5 protein-coding genes are annotated in these 4,457 nt (G+C 42.3%); 1 reads left to right on the top strand and 4 read right to left on the bottom strand.

Annotated elements, in window-relative coordinates:
* Nucleotides 1–685: GIY-YIG nuclease family protein (locus B3O33_RS07740; RefSeq protein ID WP_292363341.1), on the top strand; the 685-nt coding region annotated here is incomplete at its 5' end.
* A gap of 23 nt (nucleotides 686–708) precedes the next feature.
* On the opposite strand, the gene B3O33_RS07735 is transcribed toward B3O33_RS07740, so the two are convergent.
* From B3O33_RS07735 to B3O33_RS07720, 4 genes are all read right to left on the bottom strand, one after another.
* Nucleotides 709–1,137: a hypothetical protein gene (locus B3O33_RS07735; protein WP_292361000.1), complete on the bottom strand. Its 429-nt coding sequence runs from the start codon at nucleotides 1,135–1,137 to the stop codon at nucleotides 709–711.
* On the bottom strand, nucleotides 1,127–2,356 hold the full coding sequence (locus B3O33_RS07730; RefSeq protein ID WP_292363339.1) for a tyrosine-type recombinase/integrase: 1,230 nt from the start codon (nucleotides 2,354–2,356) through the stop codon (nucleotides 1,127–1,129). The genes B3O33_RS07735 and B3O33_RS07730 overlap by 11 nt, the downstream gene beginning before the upstream one ends.
* 326 nt (nucleotides 2,357–2,682) lie before the next feature.
* Nucleotides 2,683–3,540: a triose-phosphate isomerase gene (tpiA, locus tag B3O33_RS07725; protein WP_292360997.1), complete on the bottom strand. Its 858-nt coding sequence runs from the start codon at nucleotides 3,538–3,540 to the stop codon at nucleotides 2,683–2,685.
* Between the two features lie 44 nt (nucleotides 3,541–3,584).
* The coding region (locus B3O33_RS07720; protein ID WP_292363338.1) for a class 1 fructose-bisphosphatase at nucleotides 3,585–4,457 on the bottom strand (873 nt) is incomplete at its 5' end.

Genomic DNA, 4,457 nt, shown 5'->3' with positions numbered 1-4,457 from the left:
ATATATTGGAGAAGCTGAAAATGTATACGACAGGCTACAAAACCATGCGCTTAATAAAGACTTCTGGAACGAAATAGTTTTTTTCACGAGCAAAGATGAAAATCTGACTAAGGCTCATGTGAAATACCTCGAATCAAGGTTGCTTAGTCTTGCGAAATCAGCGAATCGATATGTGCTTCAAAATGGAAACGGCCCACAACTGCCAGTTTTACCTCGTGGTGATAGGGATTCGATGGAAGAATTTATCGGTAATTTACGAACACTGCTTGGAGTGGTTGGCCACAAAGTCCTCGAAGCTCCCGCAGGACATGAAAATGAAGCTCAGCAAGTTGTTATTCCCAAGCCTGAGCAAGATATTTTGAATTTAAAACTTAGATTGAATGTTTCTGGAATATTAGCTTTCGCAGAAATTAGTGATGAGGGAATTGTTGTCTTAAAAGGGTCGCAGTTATCCAGTAATACCAGAGAAAGTCTTGGTAATGGCTATAAAAAACTTAGAGATGAGCTAGTTTCTTCGGGAATAATTACTGAACACGGCGGAAAACTAATTTTTACTTCGAATCAACTTTTTACTAGCCCTTCACAAGCTGCGGCAGTCATTGTTGGCTATTCTATTAATGGTCGAAATCACTGGTGTGATGATTCTGGAAGAACACTCAAAAATTTAGAAGAACAAAATGTTTAGGAAAGGATCTTCTAATGAAGGATTCATGATTGTAGATTTGTATTAGCTTGCTTACTTTCCTGAAGGTTTTTTTGGTATTGTTTTTTTGCTTCATTTACTAATTTGCGTAATTTCCCACCCTTATATGCCGCAGCCATAGCCATAAATCCAAAACCAAGAGAGCCAACCATGTTAGCCAAACTAAGCGGAGGGAGTGCTAGATATGCGATGAATGCGAGCATAAAAAACATATCTATGAAGTAGGATCGCATGGCTGCCAATTGGAGAAGCGTGCCATCAGAAGCAATTTCTTCAATTAGTCGTGTTCTCAATTCCTTTTTAGCAATAAACCTACCTCTGAGCTTTTTAAATTGGTTACTCAATAGCTTCTCTATAGGCGGGGAAATATATTTAGCCAATACCGAACCAACAATTCCAATTAGAAGTGAGTAAAAAGCAATATCAAAAGTCATCAGAGATCCCTCTTTTTTGGTTTCCATTCTGGTTATTATTCATGAATGATAAGAGTGAGTCAGTTATTTTTTGCATTGGCTCTCTTAGTCTATCAACATTACTGATTATATAGCCTGCTGTAACATCTCTTGGATCTTTATGATTGACTAATCGTTTCAAAGCATAGGCAGGAATATCGATACTTTCTGCAATCGTAAGGAACGTTCTTCTAAGGTCGTGAAGTGTAAAGTCTACTCCTGACAATTCAGAAACGCGAAGTAAAGACTTACGCGGATCTTGAATGTAACCAGTTTTCGAGTCACTTGGAAATACATAATAACCTTGTCTGGATTCGTATCTTCTTCGAAGTAATGCCTCTAAAAAATCAGATAAGGGGAGCGTGTGAGCTTCTCCATTCTTCGTTTCTTCAATGGTGAATGTCAGGTCTTCAAAATCAATTTGATGCCATTGTAGTTTTGCTGCTTCTGAGCGTCTTAGGCCAGTAAACAACAGAAAATGCAGATAATCTCTGGTTGTTTCATAGTTTAGTTGAAGCGTGGCTTGATACCAGGCCGATAGCTGATGAGCTTTAATAAGCGTTTTACGTCTCTCAACTTTGTACCAGGCTCGAATTTGGCTCAGACGTTCAACCGGATTAACCAAAATGATCGGGTTACCATTCGCATCTTCAAATTTGTTTTTGGCATGGTTGATAAAAGCTTTTAAAACTCTCATAGATCCGTCAGCTCTAGCATGGCTTTTTTTGCCTAACTCTCTATGCCGTTTTTCCACCATATCTTTAGTAATTTCAGCAATGGGTTTTGTCTGCCAATCAGCAAATGATGCATTTATGTGTCGGGTGTAATCATGACTAGTGCTATCACTGAGATCTTTACGAGTGGCTAAGTAATCTCGAAAGACTTCTATCAAGGTAATGGAACGAGCATTCTTTTCTCTTTTTTCTGATAGGGGATCTCTGCCTGTGGCGACTTGCCCTAAAATGTTCATCGCTTGGGTACGTGCTTGTTCAACGGTTAAATTACCGTAGCGACCCAACGTAATGCGTTTAACACGGCCATTAATGCGTTTTTCAACGATGAAGGATTTAGCCCCATTACTGGTAATTCTCAGAGCAAAGCCAGGAATAGAATCGTCTCGATAGAAGCTCTGTGTAGACACTTGACCAGGTTTTGGTGTGGGTGGAAGCGTCTTGTCTACAAATGATTTTGTGATCCTCATGTGTGTCTACATGAGATATTTGTATTTAAAAACAATATGATATGGCTTGTGTATGAAGGTTTTTGCACGTGTTTGAATCCTAGTCTTTGTAAAAAATCCCTTTGGGCCCCATGTAGACACTATGTAGACAGTAGCGCTCAAATAATAGCGATTTTATGCAAAAAATGTCAAACTCGATTACGTGCGAAAATGAGTTAAGTGAATGATATTAAAAGACTATCAAAGAATTTCAAGTTTAGGCCCATAATTCTCATAATCCCTTGGTCCCAGGTTCGAGTCCTGGTGGGCCCACCAATTAAATCAAAGCCTTAGCGTTAATTTTAGCGCTAAGGCTTTTTTATTGATTGGATGCTAATATGGCCGGGCTGGCAAGTGTAGGATTGAGTCGCGGCAAAGCAGATTTGAATAAATTGCTCAGCGTCGAGTGAGGCGCCACCGATAAGGCCTCCGTCAACATCTGCTTGGCAGAAGATTGCTGCAGCATTATGGGCTTTAACGCTACCACCATAAATAATTCGAACAGTTTCACTGCTGGCTACATCATGTCTGGCAATTCGTTGGCGCATAAAGCTGTGTACACTCTGAGCCCATTCCGGGGTAGCGGATTTGCCGGAGCCGATAGCCCAGACAGGTTCATAGGCCAGCACAACATTGGCTAATGCTTTTGGACCTTTATGAGCAATTAAAACATCCAGTAAGCGAGCAATCACTTCTTCTGTTTTGCCTGACTCATAGTCATCTTCGGTTTCGCCAATACAGATAATCGGGGTGAGATCATTGTTGATTGCCTGGGCATACTTTTCAGCGACGATCTGATCTAAAACATACTGATCGAGTTCCAACTTTTCATACAGGCAACGACGTTCCGAGTGGCCAATTAAAACGTAGTGACAACCAAAGCCTTTAATCATTGAAGCCGAAATCTCACCGGTATAAGGCCCTTCATCGTAGGCTGAGACATTTTGGGTGCCCCATTGAAGTCTGGAACCGGACAGGACTTCCTGTGCTTCTCTGAGATACACCGATGGCGGAAACAGAGCGATATCTATTGGTAAAGCGTTCTCACTGCTGGACAGGATGCTGTCGAGCATATGGGCGCTGTGTAAAATATTCTGGAGTAATGTTCGCGGGCTTTCGGTTGGATTGTTCATTTTCCAATTTCCGGCCACCAGTGGTTTACGCATAATGTTTACACCTTAGATAAAACGATTTTGAACAATGGTTCTGTTTACTTTTGCAGATGGTAATCAATCACCCGTTCAACTTCATTTTTTGAGCCGAGAATGACTGGTACACGTTGATGAATACTCTCAGGCTGAATATCCAGAATACGTTGTCGACCCGTTGAGCAAAGACCTCCGGCCTGCTCAATAATAAAGCCAATGGGATTGGCTTCATACATCAACCGCAATTTGCCGCCTTTATCTGGCTCACGCTGATCAAGCGGGTAAAGGAAGATGCCGCCACGGGTCAGAATTCGATAAGCCTCAGCGACCATGGAAGCGACCCAGCGCATATTAAAATCCTTGCCGCGGGGACCTTGCCGGCCTTGCATGCATTCATCAATGTAACGTTGCACAGATGCTTCCCAGAAACGCTGGTTGGACATATTGATGGCAAATTCCTGCGAATCTTCGGGAATGGTCATATTGCGATGGGTCAGCACGAATTCCCCGATATCCGGATCCAGCGTAAAGCCATTAACGCCATGTCCAGTAGTCAGAATCATCAGGGTTGAAGGACCATATAATACAAAACCCGCACACACCTGCTGGCTGCCTGATTGGAGAAAATCTTCCAGGCTGGCATTACAGCCTTCGCGACCCTTTAATATTGAAAAGATAGTGCCCACTGTCAGGTTGATATCAATATTCGAGGATCCATCCAACGGATCAAACAGAGCAAGATATTTTCCCTTGGGGAAATGCCCGGGTATGGCAATCGGCTCATCGATTTCTTCAGAGACCATGCCACTCAGGTGGCCGGTCCACTCCAGCGCATCAACCATGATGTCGTTGGTAATAATGTCCAATTGTTTTTGAGTTTCACCTTGCACATTTTCACTCTCGGCACTGCCAAGCTGACCCGTCATTGCACCACG

Source organism: Methylophaga sp. UBA1464 (assembly GCF_002325665.1).
Taxonomy (GTDB): Bacteria; Pseudomonadota; Gammaproteobacteria; order Nitrosococcales; family Methylophagaceae; genus Methylophaga.
The sequence above is the reverse complement of the archived record's forward strand: the minus strand, read 5'-3'. Positions and strand labels throughout refer to the sequence as shown.

Coding starts and splice junctions, on each gene's coding strand:
- B3O33_RS07735 (WP_292361000.1), bottom strand. CDS start 1,137: ATGACTTTTGATATTGCTTTTTACTCACTTCTAATTGGAATTGTTGGT.
- B3O33_RS07730 (WP_292363339.1), bottom strand. CDS start 2,356: ATGAGGATCACAAAATCATTTGTAGACAAGACGCTTCCACCCACACCA.
- tpiA (WP_292360997.1), bottom strand. CDS start 3,540: ATGCGTAAACCACTGGTGGCCGGAAATTGGAAAATGAACAATCCAACC.